The organism is Sphingomonas sp. CCH10-B3, from assembly GCF_001556185.1.
Classification (GTDB): Bacteria; Pseudomonadota; Alphaproteobacteria; order Sphingomonadales; family Sphingomonadaceae; genus Sphingomonas; species Sphingomonas aquatica.
Window position 1 is genome coordinate 99,902 of the sequence record NZ_LSIJ01000009.1, and the last position, 26,968, is coordinate 126,869.

30 protein-coding genes are annotated in these 26,968 nt (G+C 65.4%); 19 read left to right on the top strand and 11 right to left on the bottom strand.

What is annotated here, in order from left to right:
• Positions 1-33 precede the first annotated feature (33 nt).
• From AX672_RS02500 to AX672_RS02515, 4 genes are all read right to left on the bottom strand, one after another.
• Positions 34-648, bottom strand: a complete 615-nt coding sequence (locus AX672_RS02500; RefSeq protein ID WP_066647650.1) for a riboflavin synthase — start codon at positions 646-648, stop codon at positions 34-36.
• 12 nt (positions 649-660) lie between these two features.
• Positions 661-1,632, bottom strand: a complete 972-nt coding sequence (gene ribD / locus AX672_RS02505; protein ID WP_331711159.1) for a bifunctional diaminohydroxyphosphoribosylaminopyrimidine deaminase/5-amino-6-(5-phosphoribosylamino)uracil reductase RibD — start codon at positions 1,630-1,632, stop codon at positions 661-663.
• Entirely contained in the window at positions 1,629-1,940 is a 312-nt protein-coding gene (locus AX672_RS02510; protein ID WP_231731125.1) for a hypothetical protein, read from the bottom strand. Before AX672_RS02510 ends, ribD begins: the two co-directional genes overlap by 4 nt.
• A 93-nt stretch (positions 1,941-2,033) precedes the next feature.
• The gene (locus AX672_RS02515) at positions 2,034-2,711 is read right to left on the bottom strand and encodes an energy transducer TonB (protein WP_082730341.1); all 678 of its coding nucleotides are present in this window, start codon (positions 2,709-2,711) and stop codon (positions 2,034-2,036) included.
• A gap of 142 nt (positions 2,712-2,853) precedes the next feature.
• Here AX672_RS02515 and AX672_RS02520 point away from each other — a divergent pair, with 142 nt between their 5' ends.
• Positions 2,854-3,789, top strand: coding sequence for a ribose-phosphate pyrophosphokinase (locus AX672_RS02520; protein ID WP_066647672.1), 936 nt, complete (start codon positions 2,854-2,856; stop codon positions 3,787-3,789).
• A gap of 64 nt (positions 3,790-3,853) precedes the next feature.
• Here AX672_RS02520 and AX672_RS02525 read toward each other — a convergent pair whose 3' ends face one another.
• Together AX672_RS02525 and AX672_RS02530 are read right to left on the bottom strand one after the other, a co-directional pair.
• The gene (locus AX672_RS02525) at positions 3,854-4,600 is read right to left on the bottom strand and encodes a sulfite exporter TauE/SafE family protein (protein WP_066647673.1); all 747 of its coding nucleotides are present in this window, start codon (positions 4,598-4,600) and stop codon (positions 3,854-3,856) included.
• Positions 4,601-4,619: 19 nt separating this feature from the next.
• Positions 4,620-5,150, bottom strand: a complete 531-nt coding sequence (locus tag AX672_RS02530; RefSeq protein WP_066647674.1) for a sterol desaturase family protein — start codon at positions 5,148-5,150, stop codon at positions 4,620-4,622.
• Between the two features lie 123 nt (positions 5,151-5,273).
• Here AX672_RS02530 and sucC point away from each other — a divergent pair, with 123 nt between their 5' ends.
• The 14 genes from sucC (at position 5,274) to AX672_RS02600 (ending at position 16,152) form a co-directional block, all read left to right on the top strand.
• Positions 5,274-6,473 carry an ADP-forming succinate--CoA ligase subunit beta gene (gene sucC / locus AX672_RS02535; RefSeq protein ID WP_066647676.1) on the top strand — a complete coding sequence of 400 codons (1,200 nt, stop codon included), beginning with the start codon at positions 5,274-5,276 and terminating at the stop codon, positions 6,471-6,473.
• Positions 6,474-6,521: 48 nt separating this feature from the next.
• Positions 6,522-7,271: an electron transfer flavoprotein subunit beta/FixA family protein gene (locus AX672_RS02540; RefSeq protein ID WP_066647679.1), complete on the top strand. Its 750-nt coding sequence runs from the start codon at positions 6,522-6,524 to the stop codon at positions 7,269-7,271.
• Complete coding sequence (locus tag AX672_RS02545; protein ID WP_066647682.1) at positions 7,268-8,197, top strand: electron transfer flavoprotein subunit alpha/FixB family protein; 930 nt, start codon at positions 7,268-7,270, stop codon at positions 8,195-8,197. The genes AX672_RS02540 and AX672_RS02545 overlap by 4 nt, the downstream gene beginning before the upstream one ends.
• Before the next feature lie 130 nt (positions 8,198-8,327).
• The gene (locus tag AX672_RS02550) at positions 8,328-8,915 is read left to right on the top strand and encodes a hypothetical protein (protein ID WP_202189212.1); all 588 of its coding nucleotides are present in this window, start codon (positions 8,328-8,330) and stop codon (positions 8,913-8,915) included.
• A 58-nt stretch (positions 8,916-8,973) separates the two neighbouring features.
• Positions 8,974-9,327, top strand: coding sequence for an ArsR/SmtB family transcription factor (locus tag AX672_RS02555; protein WP_066647690.1), 354 nt, complete (start codon positions 8,974-8,976; stop codon positions 9,325-9,327).
• Entirely contained in the window at positions 9,324-9,848 is a 525-nt protein-coding gene (locus tag AX672_RS02560) for an arsenate reductase ArsC (RefSeq protein ID WP_066647698.1), read from the top strand. Before AX672_RS02555 ends, AX672_RS02560 begins: the two co-directional genes overlap by 4 nt.
• Positions 9,845-10,282 (top strand): arsenate reductase (glutaredoxin), encoded by a 438-nt coding sequence (gene arsC, locus AX672_RS02565; protein ID WP_066647701.1) that lies wholly within the window; start codon positions 9,845-9,847, stop codon positions 10,280-10,282. The genes AX672_RS02560 and arsC overlap by 4 nt, the downstream gene beginning before the upstream one ends.
• Positions 10,279-10,944, top strand: coding sequence for an aquaporin (locus AX672_RS02570; RefSeq protein WP_066647704.1), 666 nt, complete (start codon positions 10,279-10,281; stop codon positions 10,942-10,944). The genes arsC and AX672_RS02570 overlap by 4 nt, the downstream gene beginning before the upstream one ends.
• Positions 10,941-11,687 (top strand): arsenical resistance protein ArsH, encoded by a 747-nt coding sequence (arsH, locus tag AX672_RS02575; protein WP_066647707.1) that lies wholly within the window; start codon positions 10,941-10,943, stop codon positions 11,685-11,687. Before AX672_RS02570 ends, arsH begins: the two co-directional genes overlap by 4 nt.
• A gap of 287 nt (positions 11,688-11,974) precedes the next feature.
• Positions 11,975-12,274, top strand: a complete 300-nt coding sequence (locus tag AX672_RS02580) for an ArsR/SmtB family transcription factor (protein ID WP_202189213.1) — start codon at positions 11,975-11,977, stop codon at positions 12,272-12,274.
• A gap of 54 nt (positions 12,275-12,328) precedes the next feature.
• Entirely contained in the window at positions 12,329-12,826 is a 498-nt protein-coding gene (locus tag AX672_RS02585) for an ArsI/CadI family heavy metal resistance metalloenzyme (protein WP_082730331.1), read from the top strand.
• A 55-nt stretch (positions 12,827-12,881) separates the two neighbouring features.
• On the top strand, positions 12,882-13,733 hold the full coding sequence (locus tag AX672_RS02590; protein ID WP_066647713.1) for a transglutaminase-like domain-containing protein: 852 nt from the start codon (positions 12,882-12,884) through the stop codon (positions 13,731-13,733).
• A gap of 627 nt (positions 13,734-14,360) precedes the next feature.
• Positions 14,361-15,599 (top strand): dipeptidase, encoded by a 1,239-nt coding sequence (locus tag AX672_RS02595; RefSeq protein ID WP_066647715.1) that lies wholly within the window; start codon positions 14,361-14,363, stop codon positions 15,597-15,599.
• Positions 15,600-15,729: 130 nt separating this feature from the next.
• On the top strand, positions 15,730-16,152 hold the full coding sequence (locus AX672_RS02600; protein WP_066647717.1) for a hypothetical protein: 423 nt from the start codon (positions 15,730-15,732) through the stop codon (positions 16,150-16,152).
• Between the two features lie 9 nt (positions 16,153-16,161).
• Here the strand turns inward: AX672_RS02600 and AX672_RS02605 are convergent, their stop codons facing one another.
• Positions 16,162-17,166: a histone deacetylase family protein gene (locus tag AX672_RS02605; protein ID WP_066647719.1), complete on the bottom strand. Its 1,005-nt coding sequence runs from the start codon at positions 17,164-17,166 to the stop codon at positions 16,162-16,164.
• Positions 17,166-18,374 carry a Na+/H+ antiporter NhaA gene (gene nhaA, locus AX672_RS02610; RefSeq protein ID WP_066647725.1) on the bottom strand — a complete coding sequence of 403 codons (1,209 nt, stop codon included), beginning with the start codon at positions 18,372-18,374 and terminating at the stop codon, positions 17,166-17,168. The genes AX672_RS02605 and nhaA overlap by 1 nt, the downstream gene beginning before the upstream one ends.
• A 74-nt stretch (positions 18,375-18,448) precedes the next feature.
• Here nhaA and AX672_RS02615 point away from each other — a divergent pair, with 74 nt between their 5' ends.
• Entirely contained in the window at positions 18,449-19,909 is a 1,461-nt protein-coding gene (locus tag AX672_RS02615) for a DUF389 domain-containing protein (protein ID WP_066647729.1), read from the top strand.
• Here the strand turns inward: AX672_RS02615 and AX672_RS02620 are convergent.
• Positions 19,906-21,519, bottom strand: coding sequence for a lysine--tRNA ligase (locus tag AX672_RS02620; RefSeq protein ID WP_066647732.1), 1,614 nt, complete (start codon positions 21,517-21,519; stop codon positions 19,906-19,908). The genes AX672_RS02615 and AX672_RS02620 overlap by 4 nt on opposite strands.
• A gap of 54 nt (positions 21,520-21,573) precedes the next feature.
• On the opposite strand from AX672_RS02620, the gene AX672_RS02625 reads away from it, so the two are divergent.
• Genes AX672_RS02625 through AX672_RS02635 form a run of 3 tightly spaced genes read left to right on the top strand, consistent with a single transcriptional unit; the run spans position 21,574 to position 25,892 of the window.
• Positions 21,574-22,587 (top strand): cupin-like domain-containing protein, encoded by a 1,014-nt coding sequence (locus AX672_RS02625; RefSeq protein WP_066647735.1) that lies wholly within the window; start codon positions 21,574-21,576, stop codon positions 22,585-22,587.
• A 39-nt stretch (positions 22,588-22,626) separates the two neighbouring features.
• Complete coding sequence (locus tag AX672_RS02630) at positions 22,627-25,353, top strand: ATP-dependent DNA helicase (RefSeq protein ID WP_066647740.1); 2,727 nt, start codon at positions 22,627-22,629, stop codon at positions 25,351-25,353.
• On the top strand, positions 25,350-25,892 hold the full coding sequence (locus AX672_RS02635; protein WP_066647742.1) for a SixA phosphatase family protein: 543 nt from the start codon (positions 25,350-25,352) through the stop codon (positions 25,890-25,892). Before AX672_RS02630 ends, AX672_RS02635 begins: the two co-directional genes overlap by 4 nt.
• On the opposite strand, the gene AX672_RS02640 is transcribed toward AX672_RS02635, so the two are convergent.
• Together AX672_RS02640 and AX672_RS02645 are read right to left on the bottom strand one after the other, a co-directional pair.
• A complete protein-coding gene (locus tag AX672_RS02640) occupies positions 25,889-26,413 on the bottom strand; it encodes a YceD family protein (RefSeq protein WP_066647749.1) in 525 nt (174 codons plus the stop codon). The genes AX672_RS02635 and AX672_RS02640 overlap by 4 nt on opposite strands.
• A complete protein-coding gene (locus AX672_RS02645) occupies positions 26,410-26,925 on the bottom strand; it encodes a ubiquinol-cytochrome C chaperone family protein (protein WP_066647752.1) in 516 nt (171 codons plus the stop codon). The genes AX672_RS02640 and AX672_RS02645 overlap by 4 nt, the downstream gene beginning before the upstream one ends.
• Positions 26,926-26,968 lie beyond the last annotated feature (43 nt).

Consider the following 26,968-nt stretch of genomic DNA (forward strand, 5'->3'; position numbering starts at 1 on the left):
ATCTCAATGTGAATGCAAGCCGAAACGATCACATCACCGTGTCAAAGCGCGATATTGCTCCATGCGGAAGAGGTAGCGCGCGAGCACGTCGATCTCGATGTTGACCGGCTGCCCGGGCGCCAGCGCGCCGAGCGTCGTCACCGCCTGCGTGTGCGGGATCAGGTTGATCGAGAAGTGCGTGCTGCCATCGGCCTGGTCGGCGACTTCGTTGACGGTCAGCGAGACGCCGTCGACCGTCACCGATCCCTTCGCCGCGACATAGGGCGCGAGCGTCGATGGCAGGCTGATGGCGATCCGCTTCGAATCGCCTTCGGGCGTAACGCTGACGATCTCTGCAATCCCGTCGACATGGCCCGTAACGATATGCCCGCCGAGCTCGTCGCCGAGCTTCATCGCGCGCTCCAGGTTCAACCGGCGGCCGGGTGCCCAGTCGCCCTGCGCGGTGCGGCGCAGCGTCTCCCCCGACACATCGACCGCGAACCAGCCCGGCCCCTTGTCGACGACGGTGAGGCAGACGCCCGAGCAGGCGATCGAAGCGCCGAGATCGACGGTGGTGGTGTCATAGGCCGTGCGGATCACGACGCGGGTGTCGCCGCGCGTTTCGACGCTCTCGATCGTGCCGATGTCGGTGATGATGCCGGTGAACATGCGCGCTTCCCCTCACGCGCGGACATAGGCGTCGAGCCGGTCGCTGCCAAGCATCCGGCTGTCGGCAAGCTGCCAGCGGCCATGCGCTTCGGCGAGCGCGCTCAGGCCGATGTCACCGAGCGCCGCCTTGCCCGCCCCGATCAGGATCGGCGCGCGGTAGAGCAACAGCCGATCGACCAGATCAGCCGCGAGAAAGGCAGCCGCCGTCGCCGCGCCGCCCTCGACGAGCAGGTCGTTGACGGCGTCGAGCTTTGTAATGTCGGTGGGGTGGGCAATCGCCTGCCACCCGTCGGGCGCCGGCCCACTGGTCAGCAACACCCGCCGCGGCGAGCGCGGCTCGAGACCCGGCAACCGCACGTCGAGTCGCGGCGCGTCAGCATCGTAAGTGCCGCGTCCAACGAGAATGGCGTCATGCCGCGCGCGTTCGAGATGTGCATGGGCGCGCGCCTCGGCACCGGTGATCCACTGGCTTTCGCCATCGGCGCGCGCGATCTGGCCGTCGAGCGAAGTGGCGAGTTTCAGCGTCACAGCCGGCCGCCCCAGCCGCTGGCGGGTCAGAAACCCCAGCATCGAAGCTTCGGCGGCGGCTGCCCCGGGGCCGATCGTCACCGCGATCCCGGCCGCGCGCAAAAGGGCAAATCCGGCGCCGTCGATCTTGTGGAAAGGGTCCTGCAGCGCAGCGACGACTCGCGACACGCCCGCCTCGACCAGCACATCGGCACAAGCTGGCCCGCGCCCGCCGCGCACCGAGCACGGCTCGAGCGTGACATAGGCCGTTGCCTCCCGCGCCGCTTCACCGGCCTGGGCAATGGCCATCGCTTCGGCATGCGGTCGCCCGCCGGGTTGGGTCCAGCCGCGCCCGACGACGCGGCCATCCTGTACAATCACACAGCCGACGCACGGGTTGGGCGCGGTCCGCCCGCGCCCACGCTCGCCGAGCGCCAGCGCTGCCGCCATCCAGCGCGCGTCGTCGGCGGCGGTCAGAAGCCGTAGGCCCTGAGCTTGTCGTCGAGCCGCTTGAACTCGGCCTGCTTCTTCTTTTTCAAACGGTCGAGCTCAGCCAGTTCGCGGTCGCGCTTGACCTTGTCGATCTTCTGCTGGGCGATGATTTCGGCATCGGTGCGGTTCGCCGACCATTGTTCGACATAAATGATCTTGCGTTCGTAGGGCACTTTGATGCTCGATGAATCCTGCACCAGGACCGTGACGACCACCATCGTCACTGCAATCGCGCCGAACAGCCCGCCGATCTCATATGGCGGCCGGCTGGCCAGATAGCGGCGCAGGTCCATGATCGCCCCAACGGGCGCAAAACGCGTGAAGAACGACATGCAGCCAAGATAGGATGGGGGCAGCCACCGGGCCAGCCCCCATTTTGCGCCCGGCTATTCGTCGGTCAGCACGAAGTTGACGCGCATCCGCCGCCAGCGCTCGATCGGCTCGCCGCCGCGCGTCGCGGCACGGAACCGCCATTTACTGAGCGCCTGACGCCGCGTCGTTTCGAAAAAGGCATCGCTCGGCGCGCTGATCTTCTCGACCTGCTTCACGCGGCCGTCGGTGCCGATCAGGACATTGACGATAACGAGGCCTTCACGCCCCAACCGCCGCTCGTCGCCGGGATAGAGCGGCTGGAAATCGCGCGCATAGCGCGGATCGGCCACCGGTTCGATCAGGACCGGCGGCGCCGGGGGGTCAATGGCCGTGCCGGTGCCGGTCCCGATGCCGACACCATCGCCGGGCGCGGGATCGATCGTGACCGGGTCGCCTGCCGCCAGGATTGGGCCAGTCGGCGGGGTCCAAACATCGACTTGCGGCTGCACGGGCTTGGCTTCGTGGCTAAGGGCGGCCTTTTGCGCCTGCTTCGGCTGCGGTTTGGGCAGCGGCTGCGGATCGGGCGGGATCGGCACGGGGTAGATGGTGATCGGCCCCTCGCTGATGATGCGGTCGGTGATGCGGGGGGCAGCAAAGATGATGCCGGCGACCGCCAGAGCAACGACCGCTGCCGACATCGCGAGACTGGCGGGGCGGCTGCCCGCACTTGCTGCGTAACGCGTGCTTTCCATGGCCTTCTCCATCCTCAATCCGCGCCGAGTCGTTGCCCGATGCAAAGGGAATGATACATCATCTCATGTCGCGCGCAAGAGCCCTTGCAGCAATGCGAATCGGCGTTCTATTGGCGGACATGGGCCGCCAGGGGATGCTGCAATGAAATTGATGACCGGCAATTCGAACCTGCCGCTGGCCAAGGCGGTTGCCGACTATCTCGAGATCAAGGTCACCGACGCGAGCGTGCGCCGCTTCGCCGACGAGGAAGTCTTTGTCGAGATCAACGAAAATGTCCGCGGCGAAGATGTCTTCGTGCTCCAGTCGACCGGCTATCCGGCGAACGACAATCTGATGGAGCTGCTGATCTGCATCGATGCGCTGAAACGCGCGTCGGCGCGGCGGATCACGGCGGTCGTCCCCTATTTCGGCTATGCGCGGCAGGACCGCAAACCCGCCCCGCGCACGCCGATCTCAGCGAAGCTTGTCGCAAACCTCATCACGGTCGCGGGCGCCAACCGCGTGCTGTCGATCGATCTGCACGCGGGGCAGATCCAGGGCTTTTTCGACATCCCGACCGACAATCTGTTCGCCGCACCCGTGATGTCGGCGGATATTCTAGCGCGCTATGGCGGGCGCAACCTGATGGTCGTGTCGCCCGATGTCGGCGGCGTGGTGCGCGCGCGCGCGCTGGCCAAGCGGCTCGACAACGCCCCGCTCGCGATCGTCGACAAGCGGCGCGAGCGCGCGGGCGAAAGCGAAGTCATGAACATCATCGGCGATGTCGAGGGGCGGTTCTGCATCCTGATCGACGACATCGTCGATTCGGCCGGCACTTTGTGCAACGCCGCCGCCGCGCTCAAGGCGGCAGGGGCCGAGGAAGTCGTCGCCTATTGCACCCACGGCGTGTTGTCCGGCGCAGCGGTTGCGCGGGTCGAAGGCTCGACGCTGACCGAACTCGTCATTACCGACACGATCGGCAGCCACGAAGTGGTCAAGGACGCCGGCCGCATCCGCCACCTGACGATCGCGCCGCTGCTGGGCGAAGCGATCCGCCGGATCGCGGATGAAAGCAGCGTGTCGTCACTGTTTGATTGAGGCTGTTTGGTAGCGTGTCCATGATCCAGCCCCTCCCCAAAAGGGGAGGGGTTATTGGCACGCGCTAACTGACCGCATCCCACACCAGTTTCACCCCCACGGCGATCATCAGCACATAGATGGCGGTATAGAATCGCTCTGGCGGGACACGGCGCACCAGCCATACGCCCGCCAGTGTCGAGCTGATCGCAACCGGCATCAGCATAGCGGCAACGGCAAGATTGGCGGGCGTGAACTGGCCGAGCGCCCAATAGGCTGGCACCTTGATCCAATTGACGGCGGCGAAGAAGATGGCGGTCGTCCCAACCAGCACGTCGCGCGGCAGATTGCGCGGCAGTACCCACAGCTGGAACGGCGGCTGGCCCGCATGCGCGACCTGGCTGGTGAAGCCCGAGGCGATCCCGGCAACTGCCCCCATCCAGCCCGGCGCCGTCGACGCGCGCGGCATGCCGCCCCCCTCGATCCACAGCCGGTAGAAGCCGAAGACAATCGAAATACCACCGACCAGACCCAGCACCGCATCGGCAGACACGCGCGCGGCAAACAGATAGCCGAGCGCAATGCCCACCGCCGCACCCGGCAGCGTCCACCCCAGCACATAGCCGTCCCAGCTTTTGCGAAACGCCCAGACGCTGACGACGTCCTGAACAATCAGGATCGGCAGCAGAATGGCGGCGGCCCGCACTGGCGAGATCACCAGTGCGATCATCGGCAGCGATAGCGCGCCCATGCCAGAGAAGCCGCCCTTGGCAAGGCCGAGTAGAATCACCGCCGGGACGGCGAGAGCATAGAACCAGAACTCACCGGTCATGCCGGTTGCCGATCCGCCCTCAGCGCGATTCGACCGATTGTCCGGCGGCGTTCTGCACGCCTGCCGCTCGCACACCGGCAAGGCCGCGCCGTTGCAGCTCAGCTTTCAGCACCTCGGGCTTGGGGGCGTAGATGAAGCCGAAGCTGACCGTGCCATGCTTGGTCTCGACCGCATGGTGCAGCCGGTGCGCCTGCACGATCCGCTTCATGTAGCGCGAGCGCGGGACATAGCCGGTTTCGAGACGACGGTGGACGATGATGTCGTGAAACCCAAGATAGATCGCGCCATAGCCGGCAATGCCGGCCCCGACCCAGGTTGCCCAGTCGCCGGTCGTCCCGCTTGTCCCCAGCACCAGCAGCACGATCGAAGGCATGGCGAAAATCACGAAATACCAGTCGTTCAGTTCCCAATTGCCCGTGCGTGGGCGGTGGTGGCTTTCGTGCAGGAACCAGCCAGGCCCATGCATCACCCAGCGATGGACGACATAGGCAAAGACTTCCATCCCCAGGATGGTGGCGACGAACAGGGCGAGACCGACAGCGATCGACATGGTGCCCTTTTATAGCTGCAGCACCCCGGCTTGGCGAGCCGCCCTGCAGCAGGTCTAGATTCACCCGCGTCCTTGTGCTTAGGGGATGGGCAAACCCCCTCCCGACGCAAAGGTGCGCGCGCCATGAACATCCACGAATATCAGGCCAAGGAACTGCTCGCGAAATTCGGCGTGCCGGTGCCGGCGGGCTTTGCCGCGATGAGCGTCGAGGAAGCGGTCGAGGCGGCCGGCAAGCTGCCCGGGCCGCTCTATGTCGTGAAGGCACAGATCCACGCCGGCGGGCGCGGCAAGGGCAAGTTCAAGGAACTCGGCCCCGATGCCAAGGGTGGCGTGCGGCTGGCAAAGACGCTCGACGAGGTGCGCGCAGCAGCGACCGACATGCTCGGCAACACGCTCATCACCGTGCAGACCGGCGAGCATGGCAAGCAGGTCAATCGCCTCTATGTCACGGACGGTGTCGACATCGCGCGTGAATTCTACCTTGCGCTGCTGGTCAACCGCGCGTCGGGCCGCATCGGCATGGTCGTGTCGACCGAAGGCGGCATGGACATCGAAACCGTCGCGCATGAGACGCCCGAGAAGATCCACACGATCGACATCGATCCCGCGACCGGCTTCATGCCGCATCATGGCCGCTCGGTCGCGGGCGCGCTCGGGCTGACCGGCGACCTTGCCAAGCAGGCCGCCAATGTCGCGTCGAAGCTTTACGACGCCTTCCTCGGCACCGATGCGAGCCAGATCGAAATCAACCCGCTCGCGGTGACGGCCGATGACAAGCTGATGGTGCTTGATGCGAAGGTCGGCTTCGATTCGAACGCGCTGTTCCGCCACAAGGACCTGATGGAACTGCGCGACGAGACCGAGGAGGACCCGGCCGAGCTCGAAGCGTCGAAATACGACCTCGCCTATATCAAGCTCGACGGCGACATCGGCTGCATGGTCAATGGCGCGGGGCTCGCGATGGCGACGATGGACATCATCAAATTGAACGGCATGTTCCCCGCCAATTTCCTCGACGTCGGCGGCGGCGCGTCGAAGGAAAAGGTGACGGCTGCCTTCAAGATCATCCTGAAGGACCCCAATGTGAAGGGGATTCTAGTCAACATCTTCGGCGGCATCATGCGTTGCGACATCATCGCCGAGGGCATCGTCGCGGCGGCGAAGGAAGTGAATCTGTCGGTGCCGCTGGTGGTCCGGCTCGAAGGCACCAATGTTCAGGCGGGCAAGGACATCCTCGCCAATTCGGGGCTGGCGATCGTGCCTGCCAACGACCTGGGCGATGCCGCGCAGAAGATCGTCGCGGAAGTGAAGAAGGCCGCGTGACAATGACCGCCCGGCGCTGAACGCGCGGGCGATGGAGAGAGGAAGCCGATGAAAGTGCTAGTCCCCGTCAAGCGCGTGCTTGACTATAACGTAAAGCCCCGGGTGAAGGCGGACGGGTCGGGCGTCGATCTCGCCAACGTCAAGATGAGCATGAACCCGTTCGACGAGATCGCCGTCGAAGAAGCGATCCGGCTGCGCGAAAAGGGCGCGGCGACCGAAGTCGTCGCGGTTTCGATCGGCGAGGCCAAGGCGCAGGAAACGCTGCGCACCGCGCTCGCGATGGGCGCCGACCGCGCGATCCTGATCGTGAGCGAGGAAAAGGTCGAGCCGCTCGCGGTCGCCAAGTTGCTCGCCAAGGTGGTGGCGGAGGAAGCCCCCGGCCTGATCATCCTCGGCAAGCAGGCGATCGATGACGACAACAACCAGACCGGCCAGATGCTGGCCGGCCTGCTCGGTGTCGGCCAGGCGACCTTCGCCAGCGCGGTGGTGGTCGAAGGTGACAGCGTAACCGTGACGCGCGAAGTCGATGGCGGGGCGGAGACCGAAAAGCTCCCGCTCCCTGCCGTCATCACCGTCGATCTGCGGCTGAATGAGCCGCGCTATGCCTCGCTCCCCAACATCATGAAGGCCAAGTCGAAGCCGCTCGCGCAAAAGACCCCGGCCGATTACGGTATTGACGTGGCGCCGCGGATCACGACGCTGAAAGTCGTCGAACCGGCCAAGCGGACGGCAGGCATCAAGGTGGCGGATGTCGACGAACTCGTCGGCAAGCTCAAGGCAATGGGAGTCGCGAAGTGAAGGCGCTCGTTTGGGTCGAACATGACGGTGCAGCCGTCAAGGATGCCACGCTCGCGGCGGTGACCGCCGCGTCGAAACTGGGCGATGTCCATCTGCTCGTCGCAGGACACAATGTCGGCGCGGTCGGCGAGCAAGCCGCGAAGATCGCTGGCGTCGCCAAGGTCCATGTCGCCGACGACGCTGCCTATGCGCATGTGCTGGCGGAAAATGTCGCGCCGCTCGTCGTCGAGCTGATGGGCCACCACGACGCCTTCGTGGCGCCCGCGACCACCAACGGCAAGAACATCGCTCCGCGCGTCGCCGCCCTGCTCGATGTCATGCAGATCAGCGACATCTTGTCGGTCGAAAGCGCCGACACCTTCACGCGTCCGATCTACGCCGGCAACGCGATCGCCACCGTGCAGACCAGCGACAAGAAGCTCGTCATCACCGTGCGCGGCACCGCGTTCGAAAAGGCAGCGATGGAAGGCGGATCGGCCGCAATCGAAGCGGTCGCCTCGACCGGCGATACCGGCAAATCGACTTTCGTTTCGGCCGAAATCGCCAAGTCGGAACGCCCCGAACTCACGAGCGCCAAGATCATCGTCTCGGGCGGGCGCGCTCTCCAGAACAGCGAGAATTTCCACACGATCATCGAACCGCTCGCCGACAAGCTCGGCGCGGGTGTCGGAGCGAGCCGTGCGGCGGTCGACGCCGGCTATGTCCCCAACGACTATCAGGTTGGCCAGACCGGCAAGATCGTGGCGCCGGAAGTCTATATCGCGGTCGGCATTTCGGGCGCGATCCAGCATCTGGCGGGGATGAAGGATTCAAAGACCATCATCGCGATCAACAAGGACGAAGACGCGCCGATCTTTCAGGTGGCGGACATCGGTTTGGTGGGTGACCTGTTCAAGATTGTGCCGGAACTCACCGGCAAGCTCTGACGGCTGGCGGTCGAGGTTAGCAAGGGGCGCTGCGAGCTGATCGCGGCGCCCCTTTTTTTGTGCGATTAGCGAAATACGAAGAGCGGCTGATTTTGGTGGAATGCGGTCGGGCAGCTTTCAGGACAGTAATGTGCTGAAGCGGACATTCGTTTTGAGCTCGGCGCTGAGGCTGCTGCCGACCCAACCCAAGACGTTCGGCGTAGAATTTCGATTTCCTGAAACCAGCCGTCCGCTGGGCAACCGTTTTTCGACGATTGAACGTCGCAATGATTCCTGTATCGTAGAAATATCAAATCGATGTCGCTGGTTCGATCACGATAGGGAGGATGAAGCAATGAAATCGCTCTTGGCGGGCCTACCGCTGCTGATGATCGCCGCGCCCGGTGCGGCTCAATGGCAGTCACTTCCTGAGATTGTGCGGATCGAGGGCAAAGGCGAAGGTGCCTGGACGCTCAGGTGTCAGATGCAGCCGAAAAAGGGCGCTCCGGTAACGCGGGAGTTTTTGGGTCGCGGAAAAAAGGCGCTTGGCTTCTCAATGGACGAACCAAACGGTGGCTCTTGCACTTACGCCGCCGCGCCCGACAAGCCGCTAACGATTTCGCTGCGGAGCCCTTGGTACGTCTGCCCGCTAACATCAGCCGCTGATCAACCATGCCAACAGACCTTTCCGGCAGGCGCGTCCGGCGCTTTCGACGTCAAGAAGAAAGCCGGGCGGTAAATTGCGATCGGCGGCGATGATGCATTGTCCGCTACGACATTTCCGCTAAATCGGAATCATGGAACTCAAGCACGCCATCACGGCACTTTCCGCGCTCGGCCATCCCGGACGCCTCACCACGTTTCGCATGCTGGTGCAGGCGGGCCGGGAAGGAATCGCAGCAGGCGAGATTGCAAGGCAACTGGACGTGCCACCTAACACACTTTCCGCCAATCTTAACATTCTATCACACGCTGATCTGATCGAGAGCCGACGTGAAGGGCGATCGGTGATTTATTCGGCACGGTATGAGAGCATGGCTGACTTGCTCGAATATCTCATGGAGGATTGTTGCGGCGGAAACCCCGAAATCTGTGCGCGCCTGGCCGATATGGTCCTGCGCAGCCACTGCGCCGAGGAGGGTCACGCATGAGCGACCAAAGCTACAATGTCTTGTTTCTTTGCACGGGCAACTCCGCTCGTTCGATCCTAGCCGAGAGCGCGCTGAACAATCTCGGCAAAGGCCGTTTTCGCGCCTTTTCAGCGGGGAGCTTTCCCAAGGGTGTCGTCCATCCAATGGCCTTGACCCTGATCAAGGAAGCCGGTCTGCCGACCGATGGCTTGCGGTCGAAAAGCTGGGACGAGTTTGTCGGCCCAGACGCGCCGACGATCGATATTGTCATCACGGTTTGCGACAACGCTGCGGGCGAAGTCTGCCCGGTATGGCCGGGCCATCCCGTGATGGCGCATTGGGGCATCGAAGACCCGGCGGCCGTGGAAGGCGAAGGTCAGCGTCATGCCTTTGAGGTGGCGATGCGTTACCTCACCAATCGCATCAATCTGCTGCTGGCGCTGCCGATCGACAGCATCGGTTCGATCGTGCTGCGTACCAAGCTGCGCGAGATCGGAAATGGCGAAGGCGCGACCATGCAAGATGGGGCTGTAACATCGTGACGACCGACATCATCATCTACCACAACCCCGAATGCGGCACGTCGCGCAACACGCTGGCGATGGTCCGCAACGCGGGCATCGAGCCGCACGTCATCGAATATTTGAAGACGCCGCCGTCGCGGGCGTTGCTCGTCCAGTTGATCGGCCGCGCTCCTATGCGCCCGCGTGATCTGCTCCGCGAGAAAGGCACGCCCTATGCCGAACTCGGTCTCGGCGACGAAAGCCTCAGCGACGACGCGCTGATCGACGCGATGATGGCACACCCGATTTTGATCAACCGCCCGCTGGTCGTGTCACCGCTGGGCGTGAGGCTATGCCGTCCCTCCGAGGCGGTTCTCGACCTGCTGCCCAAGGCACAACAGGGAGCGTTCAAAAAGGAAGACGGCGAGCAGGTCATCGACGCCGAAGGCAAGCGCGTCAGCTCTCCCCAATGACCAGGTCGATGTGGGCCGAGGCTGTCGGCAGCTTTCTACTTTTCGCCACTGTTATTGGCTCGGGGATCATGGGCGAACGGCTGGCGGACGGCAATATCGCTGTCGCCCTCCTCGGCAACACACTCGCGACCGGGGCGATGTTATTCGTTCTCATAACAATGCTGGGTGCCATTTCCGGCGCACATTTCAATCCCGCCGTAACAATGGTGATGCGATTGCGCGGGGAGATCGGCACAACTGACGCGCTCCGCCACATAGCCGCGCAATTGTTTGGCGGCATTGTGGGCGTGTGGGCAGCGCACGTTATGTTCGAACTGCCGGTGCTCGAATTCTCGACCAAGGTTCGCACTGGATCGGGACAGTGGGTTGGCGAAGCCATCGCGACCTTCGGCCTGTTGCTGACCATTATCGGTACGGTCAAAATGCGCCCGAACTGGGTCCCTGCCAGCGTCGCGCTCTATATCACCGCAGCCTATTGGTTCACTTCCTCGACCAGTTTTGCCAACCCAGCGATCACCGTTGCACGGTCGCTGAGCGATACCTTTGCCGGCATTGCTCCTGCCAGCGTACCGGGGTTCATTGCTGCTCAGATCGTCGGAGCGTTAGCCGCTCATCTGGTCGGAAAAGCCCTGTTCGACACGGCCGGAGAACTTCCAGCGTGACACGCTTGCGACCGCTTTCGGACCCCGATGTGTTGCCCGCGCTGAAACCGGAATACGCAATTAAACGCCCTGGCGACGTTCTCGGCGATTCATTGCCGCCGCCGCGTATCCTGTTGCTTTATGGATCGCTGCGCGAACGCTCTTATTCTCGGCTTGTGGTCGAAGAAGCAGCGCGATTAGCGCAGTTTTTTGGTGCCGAGACGCGGATTTTCGACCCGTCCGACCTGCCTCTGCCGGATCAGGTAACGGGCGACAATCACCCGGCTGTCGCAGAACTGCGCCAACATTCGCTGTGGTCGGAAGGCCAAGTATGGTGCAGTCCCGAGCGGCACGGTCAGATTACCGGCATCATGAAAACTCAAATCGACCACCTCCCGCTCAATATGGGCGGCATGCGGCCAACCCAAGGTCGAACGCTTGCGGTCATGCAGGTTTCGGCGGGTTCGCAATCATTCAACAGCGTCAACACGCTGCGCCTTCTCGGACGCTGGATGCGAATGTTCACGATTCCCAATCAGTCGAGCGTCGCAAAGGCGTATCTGGAGTTCGACGATACCGGCCGGATGAAGCCATCGGCCTATTACGATCGGATCGTCGATGTGATGGAGGAGTTGGTGCGATTCACAGTGCTCCTTCGGCCGCACGCAAAGCAATTGGTCGACCGATACTCCGAACGAAAGGACGCGGGTCTTGTAATTGATCCAGCCACCGATCCAGCCAGCATTGCGACGAATTCACAATAGTCCGCTTACAGGCTTCCTTCGCTGCGACGTCCGTTCTTAAAAATTCGATGTCACGTCGGGGATGAACAGCTTTGAGGCGCCTTGCCGCGCGGCTGATTGAGCGGCTCATTGAAGTTGCTGGTAGGCCGCCTGTGATCAGATTTCCGTCCTCTCGGCGAACATCAGGGCGTCCTCAACGTCCCGGTTCCTTTGCCCGTGGTCGGAATACCGCGACAAATATCCATTGATATAACTATAAATCCGGATATATGGAAACTATGAGTGATGAGACCGATCGTGAAAAAGTCATGGCGGAGCGGCTCGCTTCCCTCGGCGCGCCCATCCGCCTTCGCATAATACGGACGCTGGTGCGCGCAGGCGACGATGGCGTTCCGGTAGGTGAGCTTCAGCGCAAGTTGGGGCTGGCGGCCTCGACGCATGCCCATCATCTCGCCGCGATGGTCAAGGCGGGACTCGTTCTTCAGGAGCGGCGTGGTCGTGAGGTGATCTGCACAGCAGCATTCGACGCAGTGCGCAGCGTCGGAGCCTATCTGATCGAGCATTGCTGCGCTGATACCGCAACCGAAAATCGCTCGGAGGCGGCCTAGCAAGCCCCGTCAATTTGCTTGGATACAACCATAAGTCTAGAGGAGTAGTTACAAATGAAGCGCCTACATATTCATGTGTCTGTCGATAATCTCAAACCCTCGATCGCCTTCTATTCGGCGCTGTTCGGGGCAGAGCCCGTGATTCAGAAAGAGGATTACGCGAAGTGGCTGCTCGACGACCCTCGCGTGAATTTTGCCATTTCTCGAAAGGAAGATAACGCGACGGGATTGAACCACCTTGGCGTCCAGGTCGAAACGGAAGCGGAGCTGGCTGAAGTGTACGAGCGGCTCGGCCGCGCCAACATCGACTCACAGGCAGAGAGCTGCGCGCGCTGCTGCTACGCCGAGTCCGAGAAGCATTGGGCTATCGACCCGACCGGCATCGTATGGGAAGCCTACCGGAACATGGGCTCGATTGCGGTCTATGGCGATGACCGGGGTCAGCACGTCGCCGATGTCCTCGCCGAACGCGCGGATGTCGCCAATATCGTTGCAGCCGAGTCCGCCGTGCCCCTGCAACTGAAATCGAGTAGCCAGGAGGTGTCAGCTTGATGCCCGACAGCTCCCGACGTGCACGCCCGATCGATCGACAACGGGAAACATCCAGATGACCCAGAAAGATAGACTAAAGCCTGACGACGTGCGCCTGCATCCCGGATCGATGGTGGCCACCATGGATTGCGAGGTTGACGACATCATCCTGCTGCCTGCTCCGCCGTCGCTGCTGGGATTGCAGGCGTCTGTCGATCTCCACGGTCTCGTCCAAGTCGGACTGGCCGAGGGGAATTTCGGATCCCAACGTGCGTTGGTCGCGCGTGCGCTCGTTGACTGTCCGCGCGCTACTTATCGCTGGGACGCGACGGAAGATCCACCAGCTCCGAATTGGGTCTGGTCGCCCCCAGACCATCCGTTAAACCGGGCGTCACCCAAGCTGGCGCATCACGCGCGCCTGCTCGTCACGGACCGTTCGGGGCTCGAAGCCGTGGCGGCCGTGATTGAGCACGTGGCAGATGTCTTTCGCTACGGACATGGTGACGGGCGCTTCACCGACGGCATGGCATCGGTACCTCTCGTGTCGTGCGGCCTGACACGAGGCACCTGCGTCGACATCCACACCTATGCCGTGGCGGCGCTGCGCGCGGCGGGAATCAGAGCCGCATATGTCGCCGGGGTCTTCTGGCCGGGCGATGACCACTCCGCCCGCGACATGCACTGCTGGCTACTCGTGGACGGCGAGACCCAGACAAACTGGGACATTGCTCATGACCTGATCGCCTCCCGCGCACCGCAACCGGATCTGGCGGCGTGTCCAGGAATTCGCTTCCCGCTGAGTGTCGGACGAGGCCAACGATTTCGCGGCAGCGGTGTCGACGTGGAGATCGGCCACTTCGCAATACCGCATCGCATCCTCGGGGACGTGGCTGCCGCATTGCCGACGACGTTCACCAGGTTGATGTGAGCTTGCGTCCATCGAAGCGGATTAGCGAGGCCAAACAAGTGAATGCTGACCACCGAACGCTGACCGTTGCAGAACTGCGCAACTCGAGATTGCGAACGGCAGGCTGTGGCGAAAACCGTCGCTTATGGGTGACATTCGGAATGGCAGTATTTGGGGCGTTTGCCGACCGCCAGGTTATCGATGAGCCGGCCGACAGCTATCTGCTACTCGCAACCCAAAAGTCGCCTGACCGGAATGTCCCAGGTGTTGCCATTCGGCATTACGCAACAAGTGCAAAATGGGGGGCGGCTTTCGAGATTGGTTGAAGACGCCTGCTATGGCGACAACTGGGGCGAAACCCGCCCCACCCCCACTCGTCACCCCGGCCTTGTGCCGGGACCTACCGGGCGGCTGGACGACGCGCTCTAGGCGTTAGGGTATCGCGTACGGCACTATGGGCCCCGGCACGAGGCCGGGGTGACGGTGAGGGGGATGGTGTTCGGTCAGACCGCCCCCAAAATCCCCCACTGGCAATGTTGGAAATCATCGGTCATCCTGCCGCCAAGCCGGTTCCGGTCCGACCCAAAACAGGGGGGTACCCCCCTAGGATGGTCGTGACTTTTGTGACCTTTCGCGAAGGAATGCCTGATGCTGCTCGCCCTCCTCCTCGCCGCCGCGCCGCTTCCCGCGCCTGCCGACGACGCGGCGCTGAAGGCGCGGGTCGAGCGGCTGCTCACCGCCACCCCAGTCATCGACGGGCATAACGACCTGCCGTGGGAAATCCGCGTGAATCACGACGCGAAAGTCGAAGCGCTCGACCTCAACCAAGACACGTCGAAGCTGCCCAAGCCGCTCCAGACCGACATTCCCCGGCTGAAGAAGGGCCATGTCGGCGCGCAATTCTGGTCGGTGTGGATCACTGCCGACAATCTCGGCCCGCGAGCGGTCGAAATGACGCTCGAGGAAATCGACATCGTCAAACGCTTCGTCGCCGCCAATCCGGCGGTGTTCGAAATGGCGGGGACCGCCGCCGACATCCGCCGGATCAGCAAGGCGGCCAAGATCGCCTCGCTGATGGGGGTCGAGGGCGGGCACCAGATCGATGGGCGCTTGTCGGTGCTGCGGCGCTATCATGATCTCGGCGTGCGTTACATGACGCTCACCCACACCAAGAGCCTGCCCTGGGCCGACGCCTCGACCGACGAACCGCGCTCGGGCGGCCTCAGCGCGTTCGGCAAGCAGGTCGTGGCGGAAATGAACCGCATCGGCATGATCGTGGATGTCAGTCATGTCTCGGACGCAACGATGGCGGCGGTGCTGTCTACGACCAAGGCGCCGGTGATGGCCTCGCACTCCTCCGCGCGCGCGCTCGATGATGCACCCCGCAACATCCGCGACGATCTGCTCGCCAAAATCGGCGCCAATGGCGGCGTGGTGATGGTCAACTTCTACCCTAGCTTCACCTCGCAGGCGTGGCGCGACTGGGACAAGGCACGCAGCGATTATGCCCGGTCGATCGGTGCTGCGACCGAGCCCTATGGCGCTAATGCCCCCGCGCCGATGGTCGCGTGGGACAAGGCGCATCCGCAGCCGCTGGTCAGCTCGGCGACGATCGCCGACCATGTCGAGCATATCGCCAAGATTGCCGGCAAGGCGAGCGTCGGGCTGGGCAGCGATTTCGACGGGATCAACGGCACATCGCCGGTCGATATGACCGGCGTCGACGGCTATCCCGCGCTGTTCGTCGAGCTCGCCCGGCGCGGGTGGAGCGACGCCGAACTCGCGGGGCTCGCGCAGGGCAATATCCTGCGGGTGATGGAAAAGGTCGAAGCGGTCGCAGCGGCGATGGCGGGGACGCCGCCGATCGACGCGACCGACCGACCCTGACGCACGAGCGTCTGAAACAGCACCGCCAAGGTCGGCGCACGCACTGCTGGTCCGCACTTGCACGGGCGTGCGAACCACATGTTAACGCCTGTTTTTTATGCTCCCGCCCGAATTTCAGGGAGGGCAGGCGATGTTGATCAGATTGGTGATGCTGGGTGGTTTCGGTGTGCTTGTCGGCGGTGCGATGGCAGTTCATTACGCCGATCGCTCGCTCAATTATGTCGAGGTGCAGGCGCGGGTCGACAATGTGACTTCGGAATGCCGGCTTGAGCGCACCAGCCATTATGGCGTCGGCCGCCGCCGCGAATGGACTCGCGACATGGACTGCGATCTCGCCAAGACGCTGCGCGACGAAGACCCCGAGATGAAGGGGATGCACATCAAGCGGACGTCCAAGGTGATGCTGCGCTACACCTCGCCCGTCGACGGCCAGATCCACAGCGGCAGCTATTATGTGTCGAGCAAGGACGACGAACAAAAGGCACCGCAGCCCGGCAGCGTGGTCGGCATTCTCGCCAATACGTCGAAGCCGGACAAGATCCAGCGACTCTGAGCCGCGCGCTCAGAAGCCCGACAGAAAGCTCGCGAGATTGGCGCCGAGCGCGTCGACGGCATAGCCGCCTTCCATCAGCAGCACGCTCGGCCAGCCGCGCGCGGCGATGTCGGCGGCGAGCACGGCATAGTCGGGTGTTGCGATCTTGAAATGGCTGATCGGGTCGCCGTCCCACGTATCGGCGCCGAAGCTGACGACCAGCAGATCGGGGCCGAAGGCGGCGATCGCGTCGAGCGCGGTCGCCTGCGCCGCGCGGAATGCTGCCAGCGTCGTCCCCTGCGGCAGCGGCAGGTTGAGCGTCGCGCCCTCGCCTTCGCCCGCGCCGCGTTCGTCGGCATGGCCCCAGTAGAAGGGGTAATCGGTCGCCGGGTCGGCGTGGATGCTGGCATAGAACACGTCGCCGCGATCCCAGAAAATGTCCTGCGTGCCGTTGCCGTGGTGATAATCGATGTCGAGGATCGCGACGCGGCGTGCCCCGGCATCGCGCGCCGCCTGCGCCACGATCGCCGCTGCATTCAGATAGCAATAGCCGCCCAGATAATCGGCCCCGGCATGATGCCCCGGCGGACGGCACAAGGCGAAGGCCACCCGCTCGCCGCCCCGCACTGCCGCCAGCGCCGCGAGCGCCGACTGCACGCTCCAATAGGCGGCGTCATAGCTGTCGGCGGTCAGCGGGGTCGACGCATCGAAGCTGTAGCGCCCGATCAGCGCATCGATCCGGCTCAGGTCGAGCGGCCGCCGCCCGACCACCGGCCAGACATAGCCGATCACATCCCCGGGCCGCCCCGCCTCCGCCCAGCGCGCGGGCGCGGTCTGGAGGAAATCGAGATAGCCCGCGTCGTGCACCGCGCGGATCGCCGCATCGCCGCGATCCTCGGGCTCGACCGCGCCGACGATCCCCGCGAGCAAAGCCTCGGCGCGCGCCGGGCTTTCGGCATAGGCCGTGAAGCCGCCGTTATGGAGTTCCTGCAAGGGGGCATGGGCAAGCTGGCGGGGGGAGAAGAAGGCGCGCATCACGCCACTTTCGGGCGCGGCACTGCAAAACGCAACACGCCATAGCCCGCGAGCGCCGACAGCACCGATCCGGTAAGCACGCCGATCTTCACTTCAGCCTCGAGCCCCGCCGATCCCGGAAAGGCGAGCCCGCCGATGAATAGGCTCATCGTGAAGCCGATCCCGGCAAGCAGCGCCACGCCATATAGCTGCGTCCAGCTCGCCCCCTTCGGCCGCTTCGCCCAGCCGAGCCGTTCGGACAGCGCGATCCCGCCGAGGATCCCCGCCTGCTTGCCGAAGAACAGCCCGGCTGCAATCCCCACCACCAGCGGCGTCGCCAGGATCGACAGCGACAGTCCCGCCAGCGTGACGCCGGCATTGGCGAAAGCGAACAGCGGCACGATCGCATAGGCGACCCAGGGGCTCAGCGCATGTTCGAGCCGGTGCAGCGTCGAATCATGCGCGTCGGGCGCGCTCGGGGTCGAGCGGAAGGGGATGAAGGCGGCGGCGAGCACGCCTGCGACGGTTGCATGCACGCCCGACAGCAGCACCAGCCACCACAACAGCACAAAGGCTGTGACATAGGGCCAAACCGCGTTGACGCCGCGCCGGTTCATCGCCGCCATCACGGCAAGCACCCCGTTCGCCGCCGCCAGCGCGGCAAAGTCGATGCCATGGCTATAGGCAATCGCGATGATCGCGACCGCACCCATGTCGTCGACGATCGCGACCGTCGTCAGGAACAGCCGCAGGCTCGATGACACGCGCTTGCCGAGCAGCGCCATCACGCCGATCGCAAAGGCAATGTCAGTCGCCGCCGGGATCGCCCAGCCCGCGCGCAAATCCGCCGCGCCGCCGGTAACGAGCAGGAACACGATTGCCGGCCCTGCCATCCCCGCGATCGCCGCCACCACCGGCAGGCGCCGCCGCACCGGATCGGCAAGCCGTCCATCGACCAGCTCGCGCTTGATCTCCAGCCCGACGAGCAGGAAGAACAGCGCCATCAGGCCGTCGTTGATCCACAGATGCACAGTCATCGGCCCGATCGCGGGCGCGAGAACCGGCCCGGTCTCGCCGTGCAGCCAGTGGTGATAAGCGTCGGCGATCCCCGGCAGGTTGGCGACCAGCATTGCCGCTGCCGCTGCCGCCATCAGCACCAGCCCGCCGATTGCCTCGCTGCGCAGGAAGGCGCGCAGGGCCGATGTCACGCCGCGGCGTTTGCTGATCATGGTCTGCCCCTCTTTCGCCCCAACGCCTAACGCGCTGGCGCGATCGGTTCAAAGCCTTTGGGTCGCTCGGCCAGATGGCGCTACCCGACCTCCGCACGCTGGCCCATTGGTGGCAGGACGAGATCGCCCGGCTCGATCAGCACGAGGTCATCACTCGCGTGCGGACCGAGGCCGGGCTCGACGGTCGCTACATGTTCATGGTGCTGATGTCGGCGGGCATCGCCATTCTCGGCCTGCTCCAGTCGTCGCCGGCGGTGGTGATAGGCGCGATGCTGATCTCGCCGCTGATGGGGCCGATCATTGGCCTGGGCTTTGCGCTGGCGACGATTGATTCGGCCGAAATCCGGCGGACGGTCGTGGCGCTCACCGTCGGGGCGGTGGTGGCGGTCGCGTTCACGGCGTTGATCGTGATGGTCTCGCCGCTCCAGAATGTTACGGGCGAGCTGGCGGCGCGGACGCGCCCCAATCTGTTCGACCTTGTGATCGCGATCTTGTCGGCGCTGGCGGGCACCTATGCGACGATCCGCGGGCGCGCAGGAACAGTGGTCGGCGTCGCCATCGCCACCGCGCTGATGCCGCCGCTTGCCACCATCGGCTTCGGCATCGCGACGCTCAACGGCACGGTCGCGGGCGGTGCGACGTTGCTGTTCGTCACCAATTTCGTGGCGATCACGCAGACGGCCGCCGTGATGGCACGGCTTTACGGTTTTGCACGCTCGCTGTCACCGCGCCAGACGATGCTGGGGACGCTGATCGTCATCACGGCATTCGGCGGCCTTGCCATCCCGCTGGGCCTGTCGCTGCGCCAGATCGCGTGGGAAACGCGCGTCAGCCGCGATGCCCGCGCGGTGCTGGCGGACGAATTCGGCGACGCGACACGGTTGAGCCAGGTCGCGATCGATTTTGCCGCGCAACCGCTCAGCGTCAAGGCGACCGCGCTCACTCCGGCCTTAAGGCCCAATGCCGCGCCACAGGCCGAGGCGGCACTGCGCGCGCGGCTCGGCCAGCCGGTGAGCGTCACGATTGCGCAATACCGCGTCGGCGAGGCTGAGGCCGAAGCGGCAACGGTCGCGGCGGCCAAGAATGCGCAGGATGCCGCCGAGCACCGGGTCGAAGCGCTGACCACCGAACTCGCGCTGATCGCGGGCGTCGCGCCAGGCGAAGTGCTGGTCGATCGGCTGTCGCGGCGCGCCCAAGTGCGGGCGGGCGTGCTGCCGGGCGCGGGGCTTGCAACCTATCGCGCGCTTGAGGCGCGGGTGGCGGCGGCTGCGCCCGGCTGGCAGATCACGCTGGAGCCGCCGACCGTTGCTCCTCCCGACGTGAGCATGATCGACGGCAAGCCCGATCCGGCGGCCATCGAAGTCGCGGCGTGGGGGGCAAAGCGCCGCGGCCTTGCGCTGAGTGTGAGCGGACCCGCCGAAGCAGCAACTGCGGTTGCCGAAGCCTTGCGCGCTGGCGGCGCCGAGGTCGTGCTGACCCCCGGCGGACAATCGATCCGGCTCGACTGGCGGACCGACGCCGCGCCGGACCGCTAGCGTGCCAATGCCTCGGCGATCAGGTTGCGGCTGTTCGCGATCCCGTAGAGCGCGATGAAGCTGCCCATGCGCGGCCCCTGGCTCGACCCGAGCAAGGTTTCGTACAGCGCCTTGAACCAGTCGCGCAGATTTTCGAACCCGCCCAGATCGCCGAACTGCGCCTTGCCGATTTCATAGACGATGTTCTGGATATCCTCGGCAGACGTATCGGGCGCAAGCTTGGCCAGTTCGGCATCGAGCGCTTCGAGTGCCGCCCGCTCCACCGCTTCGGGCGCGCGGCGGACCAGCGTGGGCGCCACGAAATCGCGATTATACGCCAGCGCCTTGTCGATCAGATTGTCGAGCGCCGGATAAGCCGCGGGCGAGGCATCGGCCACATAATTGCCGAGATAGCCCCACACCTGCTCGCGCGTCGCCTGCGCACCCATCACCCCGACGAGGTTGAGCAGCAGCCCGAAGGTCACCGGCAGTGCCTCTTCGGGCGGCGGGCCATTGTGGATGTGATGCACTGGATTGCCCAGCCGCTGCTCGACTGGCTGATCGGCATAGGCAGCGCGGAATTGCCAGTAATCATCGATCGCGCGCGGGATGACGCCCATGTGCAGCGACTTGGCCTTCTTCGGCTCGCGGTAGATGTAGAAGGCGAGGCTCTCGTCCGAGCCATAGGTCAGCCATTGGTCGATGCTGAGCCCATTGCCCTTGGACTTCGAAATCTTCTCGCCCTTCTCGTCGAGGAACATTTCGTAATTGAATCCCTCGGGTGGGCGCGCACCGAGTACGCGCGCGATCTTGCCCGACTGGATGACCGAGTCGATCAGGTCCTTGCCCGCCATCTCATAATCGACGCCGAGCGCGACCCAGCGCATCGCCCAGTCGACTTTCCATTGCAGCTTGGCCCCGCCCGACAGGATCGACTGTTCGATCACATCGCCGTCATCGGTGAAGCGGACGATCCCCGCCTCGGCATCTACGACCTCGACCGGCACTTGCAGCACCACGCCCGACTTCGGGCTGATCGGCAGTACGGGGGAATAGGTCGCCTGCCGCTCGGCACGCAGCGTCGGCAGCATCACGCCCATGATCGCGTCATAATGGCGCAGCACCGCCCGCAGCGCATTGTCGAACCGGCCCGACGTGTAATAGTCGGTCGACGAGGCGAATTCATAATCGAAGCCAAACCGATCGAGAAAGTCGCGCAGCATCGCATTGTTGTGCGCGGCAAAGCTGTCGAACTTGCCGAACGGATCGGGCACCTTGGTCAGCGGATGGCCGAGATGATCGGCCAGCATTGCCTGATTGGGGACATTGTCGGGCACTTTGCGCAGCCCGTCCATGTCGTCGCTGAACGCGATCAGCCGGGTCGGCGTGTCGGACAAGGTCTCAAACGCACGGCGCACCATCGTCGTGCGCAGCACTTCGTTGAAGGTGCCGATGTGCGGCAGCCCCGACGGCCCATAGCCCGTCTCGAACAATACCGGCGCGCCGCCGGGCTTGCCGCCCGGATAGCGTTTCAGCAGCTTGCGCGCTTCCTCATAGGGCCAGGCCTTGGAATCGGTGGCGGCGGCGCGCAAGGCGGCGGCGTCGACGGCGGGATGCGCAGGGGTCGTCATGGGGATGCGGTCCTAGCGAACCCTGCCCGTCACTGCTAGACCCGTGCACGCGCCATGCCGAGCCAGCCCCGTCCCATCGCCGAGCGCGCGCGGATCGACCGCGCCACTTTCGAAGCCGAGATCGTGCCTGCCGCCCAGCCGGTGGTGTTGCGCGGGCAAGTCACCGACTGGCCGCTGGTCGCGGCCGCACGGCAATCGGACGCCGATTTTGCCGCCGCCCTGCGCGCGATGGCCAGCGGTGCGGCGGGCGAAGCGTGGTTCGGCGCGCCCGCCATCGAGGGACGGTTCGGCTTCACCGACGATCTGACCGGCCATAATTTCGACCGGCGGCTGGCGACGGTCGATCAATTGCTCGACCTGATCCTGCGCCAGCGGGGCGATGCCGCGCCTTGGAGCGTCTATGCCGGCGCGCTGCCGGTCGCCAAGCATGTGCCGCAGTTTCGCGCGACCCATCCGATGCCGCTGATCGACGCCGATCGCTATATGCTGGTGTCGCTGTGGCTCGGCAACCGCACCAAGACCGCGGCGCATTGGGACTTGCCACAGAATCTGGCGTGCGTGCTGGCGGGGCGGCGGCGCTTCACCTTGTTCCCGACCGATCAGGTCGCGAACCTCTATGTCGGGCCGATCGATTTCACGCTGGCCGGGCAACCGTCGAGCCTTGCCGATATCGAGGCGCCCGATTTCGACCGCTATCCCCGGTTCGCCGAAGCCTTCGATCACGCGCTGGTCGCCGAGCTCGACCCCGGCGATGTCCTGTATGTCCCGAGCCTGTGGTGGCATGCGGTGACCGGGCTCGAACCGCTGGGGGCGATGATCAACTATTGGTGGCGCGACGGCCCGGCGCGGATGATGACGCCGATGCTGTCTCTGAAGCACGCGCTGATGACGATGCGTGGGCTGCCGGCGAACGAAAAGGCGGCATGGCGGGCGATGTTCGACCATTATCTGTTCGGCGACGATCCCGCAGCACATTTGCCCGACCATGCACGCGGCGTGCTCGGCGATCTGTCGCCCGAGGCGCAGGCGCGACTGATGGCCGAACTGGCGGCGGCGCTCCGGCGCTAACGAGTTGCCAATCTGTTCCCGATCGCCGACAAGCGGCGCGTGACCGACCTCCCCTATCCCGCGCTGCACGCGAGCCACGGCGGCATCTGGATCGCGCAGGGCGGCGAGACGCGGCAGGTGTCGCGCGGCGAAGCGATCCGCACCGCGGCCGACACGCCGATGATCCTGCTCAACGCGCCGCTGGTCGCGCAGCGGCTGGGCTATGCCGAGCTGTCGGGGCTCGACCTGCTCGAGCTGTTTGCCTTTCTCCACCCGGCGCGGTTCATGGTGCCGACTGCCAAGGGGTTGGCGGCGGCGGTCGGGCTCGACGTGCCGCAGCGCGATCAGGAAATCGCGGGCTTCCTGCGCGCCGCGACCGAGCGGCTGCTCGCGGTGCCGAGCGGCGACTGGCCCGAGCGTGAAGGCGCGTGGACCTCGCTTCAGACGCTCGCGCGGCTGCGCTGGCCGTGGGCGCCGCTGCTCGCCGATCGCATTGCCAAGCCCAAACAGGGCGAAGCCTTCCTGTTCACGCGCCTGCCCGAATGGACCGAAGCCGCGCCACGTCCGGCGCCGCGTACTGTCACGCTTGGCCCGGAAGAGGCGCGCGCGCGGCTTGCCACGCTGACCGGTGTCGATGCCGAACAGCGTCCAGGCCAACGCGCTTTCGCCGATGCCGCCACGGCTGCCTTCGCCCCGCGCGACCGGCGCGATTCGCCCAATCTGGTGCTCGCGGAAGCCGGGACCGGCATCGGCAAGACGCTCGGCTATCTCGCGCCCGCATCGCTCTGGGCCGAGCGCGCGGGTGGGGCAGTGTGGGTGTCGACCTTCACCAAGACGCTCCAGCGCCAGCTCGCGCACGAGACTGCGCGGCTGTTCCCCGATCCGGCACTGCGACGCGCCAAGGTCGTGACCCGCAAGGGCCGCGAGAATTACGTCTGCCTGCTCAATCTGGAGGATGCGCTGCAAGGCGGTTTTGCCGGGCGCGCCGCGATCCTCGCACAACTGGTGGCGCGCTGGGCGGCCTATACGGCCGATGGCGACATGGTCGGCGGCGACCTGCCCGGCTGGCTGCCGACCCTGTTTAGGCGGACCGGTGCGGTCGCGCTGACCGACCGGCGCGGCGAGTGCGTCTATGCCGGCTGCCCGCATTATCGCAAATGCTTCATCGAGCGCGCGGCGCGCGCCTCGACCGATGCCGATATCGTCATCGCCAATCACGCACTGGTCATGGTCAACGCGGCGCGGGGTCGGGAGATGGCGACCCGCCCGACGCGTTACGTGTTCGATGAAGGCCATCATCTGTTCGACGCCGCCGATGCGATGTTCGGCGTGGCGCTGACGGGGGCGGAGGCGATCGAACTGCGCCGGTGGGTGATGGGGCCCGAGGCCAATGCCCGGGGGCGCCGCCGGGGCCTTGCCGCGCGGCTGTCCGATGTCGCGAGCTATGACGCAGGCGGCGCGGAAGCGATCAACACTGCCGCGCGCGCCGCACAGGCGCTCCCCGGCGAAGGCTGGCTCCAGCGCCTGAACGAAGGCGCGCCCTTCGGCCCGGTCGAGGCGCTGCTCGCTGCCGTGCGCGGCCTGGTTTACGCGCGCGGTGAGGGCAAAGACGACGCCGGCTATGGTTTGGAGACCGAACTGGCCGAACCCGATGCAGGGCTGATCGAGGCCGCTGGCCCCGCCGCCGCCGCGCTTGCCGCGCTCCACCAGCCGCTGGTGGCGCTCGGACGACGGCTCGAAGCGGTGCTCGACGAAGGGCCCGACTGGATGGACGGCCCGGCGCGCGCGCGCATCGAAGGCGCGATTGCCTCGCTTGGCTGGCGTGCCGAAACGGTGGCGGCGTGGCTCGCCCTGGTCGCGCGGATCGGCGGCCCGGCCGATCCCGATTTCGTCGACTGGCTGGCGGTCGAACGCGTCGAGGGCCGCGAGTACGACATCGGCCTGCATCGCCGCTGGCTCGACCCGACCCGGCCCTTTGCCGAGATCGTGCTGAAACCCGCGCAGGGCGCGCTCGTCACCTCGGCGACGCTCACTGCTGGCGGCGGCTGGGACGTCGCCGACGCGCGCACCGGGGCGTTCCATTTGCCTGCGCCGCCGGTGCATTTCGAAGCACTCAGCCCGTTCGACTATGCGCAGGCCGCCGAAGTGCTGATCGTCACTGACGTGAAGCGCGGCGACACCGCGGCACTGGCGAATGCCTATGCCCGGCTGATCGTGGCGGCGGGCGGCGGGACGCTGGGGCTGTTCACCGCGATCCGGCGGCTGCGCGCGGTCCACGCCCGCATCGCCGACCGGCTCGCGCGTGAGGGGTTGCCGCTCCACGCGCAGCATATCGACCCGATCGACACCGGCACCTTGGTCGACATCTTCCGCGACGATGCCCGCGCCTCGCTGCTCGGCACCGATGCGTTGCGCGACGGCGTCGATGTGCCCGGCCATTCGCTGCGGCTCGTCGTGCTCGAAGGCGTGCCCTGGGCCAAGCCGACGGTGCTCCACGCGGCGCGGCGGCTGGCGGGTGGGGGCGCCGCCTATGACGACCGGCTGGTGCGGGCGCGGCTTGCGCAGGCGTTCGGACGGCTGATTCGCCGCGCCGATGATCGCGGCGCGTTCGTGCTGTTGTCGGCAGCGATGCCCTCGCGGCTGCTCAGCGCCTTTCCCGAAGGCGTGCCGATTGCTCGCGTCACTCTCGACGAGGCCGTGGCGCGCGTGCAATCTCGCCTTTCAACCGTCACATCGCTCGGGCATGGGGTGGTGGCGCAACGACAGGAAGACCACGAGAGGCAATGAAAAGGCTCACCCTGCTGCGTCACGCCAAGTCCGGTTATGGCGACCGTGACCAGCGCGACTTCGACCGCGGCCTGAATGCGCGCGGCGAACGCGCCGCGCTGACGCTCGGTCGCGCGCTGAAGGCCGAAGGGGCGCAGTTCGACCGCGTGATCGCATCGGATGCCGTGCGCGTGGCCGCCACGATCGCATTGGTGGAGCGCGCCCTGGGCACCGCGCTGGGCGTGGTCTGGGACCGGCGCATTTATCTGGCCTCTGCCGCGACCTTGCTCGAACTGGTGCAGGCGCAACCCGACAGTGCCGATCATGTCCTGCTTGCCGGCCATAATCCGGGGCTTGAGGATCTGGTCCTGACGCTCGTCCCCGAGCGCGCGGATGATGAACTGCGCGCCGCCGTTTATGAAAAGCTGCCGACGGGCAGTCGCGTCGAACTCGCTTTCGATATCGACCATTGGGCGGACGCCGAGGTTGCGCGCATCACCCGCTTCACTCGGCCGCGCGATCTCGACCCCGAACTCGGCCCTGATGCCGATAGCGACTAGCGCTTGAGTTGATCGCGCAGCGCCGCCAGCGCGCCGAACGGTCCCGCTTCCTCTTCGCCGACAACCCCTGCCGCGCGCAGGGCCGTCGCTGCCTCGGGCCCGCGCGGGAAGGGATCGAGCGCGAGCGCCATCGTCTCCGCGGCGGCCTCGCCCAGATCGATCGCCGCGCCCGCATAGGAAATTGTGTCGAGCGCATCGTCGGCCAGCTCGATCTCGTCGCCGGCGGTTGCCTCAGTCCCCTCGGGCACGAAGCGCAGCGCGACCTGTTCGTCGACATGGGCAGTCAGCGGCGCGCCGGTTACGACACAGGCCTGGACGACATCGGCTTCGACGCGGCCGGTGACGACGATGCCGGCAGCTTCTTCGTGCACGGACAGTGCCGCCGTCAGCCGCGCCACCCCGACCAGCCCGAACCGTGCCGAAAGTGCTGCACGTTCGGCAGCATCGGCTTCGATCGTCACGCTCCGCGGCCTTGGCCCGATCGTGTCGATGCGCTCGGGCCGCGAGAATTCCGGCGTCACGGCAGCAGGCCAGCGATCAGCACGGGCGTCGGCTGCTCGCCCAGCCGCGCCGAGAAGGCGGCAAGCGCTTCGGCGACATGGTCGAGCGCTGCCGTACCCGGGTCATCGCCGCGATAGAGGTTGCGCAGCAACGCCGGGCGGAGATCGCCGGCCGCCAGCGCATCGCGATAGGCGCCCAGCCGCCCGCCGAGCATGCTCACCATCTGCCCGACATATTTGCCCAAGCCGACATCGCCGATGCCGCTCTGGCGCAATTGCGCATCCATATCGTCGATGAAGCGCTCGGTCAGCGCGACCGAGGCGGCGGTCGCATCGGGATCGGCCTCAAGCCGGATCAGCACCAGCGACAGGATCGCGGCGATCATGTCGAACCGCCCGTCGATCGTATCGGGCACCGCGCCCGCCAGATACCAGTGCGGTTCGCGCCCGCGCGCCACCACGGCATCATAAAGCGGCGCGACCGCGCTTTCCGCCTGCGGCCCGCCGAATATCCCGGCCAGAAATCGTTTCATGCCATGCTGTCCTGCAACCGACTTCCCAACTGCCTTGTTTGCG